This window comes from Candidatus Contendobacter odensis Run_B_J11 (assembly GCF_000531125.1).
GTDB classification, from domain to species: domain Bacteria; phylum Pseudomonadota; class Gammaproteobacteria; order Competibacterales; family Competibacteraceae; genus Contendibacter; species Contendibacter odensensis.
In genome coordinates this window covers 1-5,172 of the sequence record NZ_CBTK010000052.1, presented here as the reverse complement: position 1 = coordinate 5,172, position 5,172 = coordinate 1, and the positions used below count along the sequence as shown (strand labels likewise).

The window sequence follows — 5,172 nt, the reverse complement described above, 5'->3', positions numbered from 1 at the left end:
TGGTCATGCTGCGGTTACAGCGCGAGCGAATGGAAGGGGCGCTGTTGCCGTCCGAGCAGGAGTTTTTCCAGCGCTACGGCCTGACCGAAAAACGACTGGCGCTGGCTAAACCGGACGCCATAGTCATGCACCCCGGCCCGATCAATCGTGGAGTGGAAATCGACTCGCGGGTGGCTGATGGGCCGCAATCAGTGATTCTGGAGCAAGTCACCAACGGGATCGCGGTGCGGATGGCGATCATGTCCATTACCCTGGGCCATCACGCCCGTCCCGTCGGGGAGGAGGTCTGATGCGGATCGCTATTCGCGGCGGTCGGCTCATTGATCCGGCTCATGGCATTGATGCGCTGCTGGATTTATTCATCGCCGGGGGGCGAATCATCGGTATCGGCCCAGCGCCGGATGGCTTTGCGGCGAATCGAGAAATTGACGCCCGCGACCGGATCGTTTGCCCCGGCCTGATTGACCTTTGCGCTCGCCTGCGGGAACCGGGGCAGGAGCATAAAGCGACCATCGCCAGCGAGACCCGTGCCGCTGCCGCCGCCGGTATCACGACGCTGGTCTGTCCGCCCGACACCGATCCGGTGATTGACGAACCGGCAGTGGTGGAATTTATCCGCCGCCGAGTCAAGGCTGCCGGTCAGAGTCGGGTGCTGACACTGGGGGCACTGACGCACCGGCTGCGCGGTGAACGGCTGGCAGAGATGGCGGCGCTCAAGGATGCGGGCTGCGTGGGGGTGAGCGACGGTGGCCGACCGCTGGTTAACACTCTGGTCTTGCGGCGGGCACTGGAATACGCCGCTACTTTCGATCTGACCGTATTTCTGACCCCGCTTGATCCTTGGCTGAGCCATGGCGTCGCTCATGAGGGGCAGGTGGCCACGCGGATGGGCTTGGCCGGCATTCCAGCCGCAGCCGAAACTGGCGCCATTGCCCGCGATCTCGAGCTGGTGCGTGACATTGGGGTGCGGGTACATTTCGGTCGCTTGTCCAACGCTCGTGCGGTGCAACTGGTGGCACGCGCCCAAGCCGAAGGCTTGCCGGTGACTGCTGATGTCGCGGTGCATCACCTGCACCTGACCGAGATGGACTTGGCAGGCTTCGACAGCCAATGCCATGTGCAGCCGCCGCTACGCGGGTTGCGTGATAAGGATGCCCTGCAGGCTGGGCTGGCGAGTGGTGCATTAGGTGCGCTCTGCTCCGATCATCAGCCGCACGAACCCGACGCCAAGCAGGCGCCGTTTGGCGATACCGAGCCGGGTATTTCCGGGCTGGACACCCTGCTGGCGCTGAGTCTGCGGCTGGCGCGGGACGAGGTGTTGAAATTGCCGGTAGTGCTGGAGCGACTGACATGGGGACCGGCACAGATTCTGGGGCTGGACAGCGGTCATCTGGGCATAGGCGCGGTGGCCGATGTCTGTATCTTCGACCCGGAAACCGATTGGCGAGTCACTACGGATACCCTGCGCAGTCGAGGCCAGAACAGCCCGTTTATCGGTTGGGAATTGCAAGGGCAGATTGTGTACACCTTGCTGGAAGGGCGGGTGGTGTATGAACGAACAACGCCCTGAAAATTTCACCATCGGTATGGGATTCTAAACCGGTTGTGGAGGGCGCACGGGCCTCTTGCCTGTGATGCGTTGACGGGCTGGAACCCCGTGCTACGACGAATTTCACCCCTCAAAAGAACGGGCGAAGACGGTATCAAACCTGTCGCAGCCGCAGCGCATTCAGCACCACCAGCAGTGAACTGAATGACATGCCCAGCGCCGACATCCACGGCGTGAGCCAACCGCCCGCCGCCAGCGGCAGCGCGATCAGATTGTAACCAATGGCCCAGGCGAAATTCTCACGCATGATCATCAGCGTTCGTCGGGCCATATCCACCCCGCTGACCAGATGTTCGAGCTTTTCTGACAGCAGGATCATATCCGCCGTCGCATGAGCCAGTTGGGTACCGCTGCCCATTGCCAGCGACACCTGAGCCGCTGCCAATACCGGTGCGTCATTGACTCCATCGCCGACCATCGCCACTATCGCGCCTTGACGTTGTAATTCCCACAGCCGCTCCAACTTGTCCTGGGGCGACATGCCGCCGGTTGCGGTGGCAATCGCGACTTCACGGGCCACATGAGCGACGGCGTCCGGGCGATCCCCGCTCAGCAACTCCACCGTCAGGCCCCGCGCCTGTAACGCCGCAACCGCCGCTGCTGCGCCGGGGCGCAAGGCATCGGTCAACTGAAACCAGGCCAGCAATCCGCTCTCATCACCCAGCGCCACCCAGGTACTCGCGGTGTCGAGATCATCGCGTCCAGCCACCATGTTTTCACTGCAAGCGGCCACAAACTCCGGTCGGCCAACCCGATAGCAGCGACCGTCAATCCAGCCCTCGATACCGCTGCCCGGCGTATTATGCAAATCGGTCGCAGTCGGAATGTTCTCGCCCGCTGCTTCAGCCAGCGCCCGCCCGACCGGGTGTTCGGACCCCCGTTCCAGCGCCGCCGCCAGCAACAGACAGTGCCGCACTTCCAGGTTGCTCACCGGTTCCACCGCTGCGACTTGCGGTCGGCCAAAGGTCAAGGTGCCGGTTTTGTCGAAGATGACGTGGGTGGTTCGCGCCAGGGTTTCCAGTGCATGACCGCGAGTGGTCAAGAGGCCCAGCCGGGTTAAAGCGCCGGTCGCCGCCACAATCGCGGTCGGCGTTGCCAGCGACAGTGCACAGGGACAGGTCACCACCAACACCGATAACATGATCCGAAACGCGGTATCGAAATCGCTCAGTGACCACCACGTCAACAGGACGACCGTTGCTACCGCCAGCAGTACGGCGATGAACCGACCGGCGATGCGGTCGGCCAGCAGCGCCAATTGCGGCTTCTCACTTTGGGCGCGATCCAGCAACCGCACGATAGCGGACAGTACCGTATCCGTGCCGACCTTCTCGATCTGGATCACCAGCGGACTGTCCACGTTGACCGCACCGCCGATCAGCGCCTCGCCCAACTGTTTGGGCAGCGGCAGACTCTCGCCGGTAAGCAGGGATTCGTCCACGCTGCTCGCGCCCTCAATGACGCGACCATCAGCAGGGATGGTTTCGCCCGGACGCACCAGCACCCGGTCGCCGGGCGCCAATTCCGCGATAGCAATAATTTGCTCATCGCCCGCCGCATTCAATCGAGTAGCAGTGGCGGGCAACATCCGCACCAGCGCTTCGGAGATTTGCGCCGCCCGGTGGCGGGCGGCCATTTCCAGGAAGCGCCCAGTGAGCAGAAAGAACACGAACATCGTCACCGAGTCGTAATAGACCTCGCCACCGCCTTGCACCGTGTACCAGAGGCTGGCGGCAAAAGCAGTGACAATCGCCAATGACACCGGTACGTCCATACCCAATTGCCGACGCCGCAGATCGCGCCAGGCGGCGCTGAAAAACGGCACGGCGGAGTAGGTCACGACGGGCACAGTCAAAATCAGGCAGATCCAGCGCAGGAACTCGCGAATCCAGTCGTCCATGCCCTGATAGTCGCCGGCGTACAGACCCACCGCCAGCATCATCACCTGCATCGAGCAGAGGCCGGCGACGGCCAGCCGCCGCAAGGCCACGCTGCGTTCGCGCTTTTGCAACGCTTCCTGACGATTGGGATCGAAGGGATGGGCGATATAACCGATAGCGGCCACCGCCGCCAAAATGGCGCTGAGCTTGATCTGGCGCTGGTCCCAGCGCACCTGGGCGCGGTGGGTGGAATAATTCACCCGAAATTCCAGCACTCCCGGCAGGTGGCCGACGTGATGCTCATTCAGCCAGACGCAAGCGGCGCAGACGATGCCTTCCAGCATCAAGGCGGCTTCGCGGACATACTCGCCTTCGGCGCGAACGAAGCTCTGCTGCAAATCCGCCCGGTCGTACAGTTCCAAGCCGCGCAACGGTTCCGGGATCAAATCCTCCGCCCGGCGCGAGGGCGCGGTGCGATGGCGGTAGAAGTCGGTCAGACCCGCAGCCATAATCGCCTCTGCGACCGCCTTGCAGCCGTGGCAACACATCGGCTGGCGCTGGCCGTCAATGATCGCGGTGTCATTCACTCCCAACGGGACCGGCAGACCGCAGTGAAAGCACTCGGTTGCAGAACTAGGGGCAACGGTGGGAATAGGGAAATCAGCGGTTAGCATCGATGCTCAACTCAGTACGGGGCGCTATTTTCATTGCTGCAGTGATTGCAACAGTCGCTACGCTGACCCGACAAACCCGCATCCGCCGATCAATCTCATTTTCCTTGTGATCGGCAAAGCGATAACTATTGACAGGACTTTCGCTAAACCCGTAAATTCGTCATACTCGCAAAAGCGGGTATCCAAGCTTTTCAGCGGCTTACTGGATTCCCGCCTACGCGGGAATGACGGAAAGCGAAAGTCCTGTATTGAATTTCTCGCCGATGGTGGAATCGCGGGGTGTCGTTTCGATGTCGAGTTTGATGATGATGTTATCGTGGTAATAGTGGTAATGATCGCTGAATTTGGAAAGCGACCCGTCAGTGATATTGTCGTAGCGAGAGCCATCAGCAGCATGGATCCTAGAGCGGCAATCGTTGATTTTCTCAACACATTCTACGGTTTCTTTCCAAGGCGGCGAATAAGCCTTACAGCACGCCTTTGGGATACGAACCCAGCACCCGGAACAAGCTGGCCTGCTCACGCAATTCGGTCAGCATCCCGGCCACCGGCTCGTCCTGGGCATGGCCATCGAGGTCGATAAAAAACACGTAATCCCACATCCCGCGCCGTGAGGGTCGTGATTCGATACGGTTCATGCTGACGTTATGCCGAGCCAACGGTTCCAACAACTTGAACAGCGCACCAGGCCGATTCAGCGAAGCCACCAGCAGCGCAGTTTTATCATCGCCCGAAGGTGCAATCGGCTGAGTGCCGATAATTAAAAACCGGGTGGTGTTATTGGGTTCATCTTCGATATTGTGAACCAGGATTGGTAACTCATAAATGTCTGCCGCACTCTGACCGGCAATCGCCGCTGCATCTTCTTGGTCGCGCACTCGCAACGCTGCTTCACCATTACTGCTGACTTCGATCTGCTCGATTTGCGGCAAATTAACATCCAGCCATTCCCGGCATTGCGCCAGCGATTGCCGGTGAGAGTAAATCCGGCGAACAGCCGGTAAATCAA

The 5,172-nt window shown here is 60.7% G+C and carries 3 protein-coding genes and 1 pseudogene; 2 read left to right on the top strand and 2 right to left on the bottom strand.

The features are described from left to right. Both pyrB and BN874_RS04665 read left to right on the top strand, forming a co-directional pair. A pseudogene (pyrB, locus tag BN874_RS04670) lies at window positions 1-290 on the top strand (aspartate carbamoyltransferase catalytic subunit); the annotation flags it as partial. Next, on the top strand, window positions 290-1,570 hold the full coding sequence (locus BN874_RS04665; protein WP_034431178.1) for a dihydroorotase: 1,281 nt from the start codon (window positions 290-292) through the stop codon (window positions 1,568-1,570). The pseudogene pyrB and the gene BN874_RS04665, both read left to right, overlap by 1 nt. 133 nt (window positions 1,571-1,703) lie before the next feature. Here BN874_RS04665 and BN874_RS04660 read toward each other — a convergent pair whose 3' ends face one another. After that, window positions 1,704-4,163: a heavy metal translocating P-type ATPase gene (locus BN874_RS04660; protein ID WP_051497419.1), complete on the bottom strand. Its 2,460-nt coding sequence runs from the start codon at window positions 4,161-4,163 to the stop codon at window positions 1,704-1,706. 467 nt (window positions 4,164-4,630) lie between these two features. Continuing rightward, window positions 4,631-5,172 (bottom strand): prephenate dehydratase (locus BN874_RS04655; RefSeq protein ID WP_034431176.1); only part of this gene is annotated, 542 nt, incomplete at its 5' end.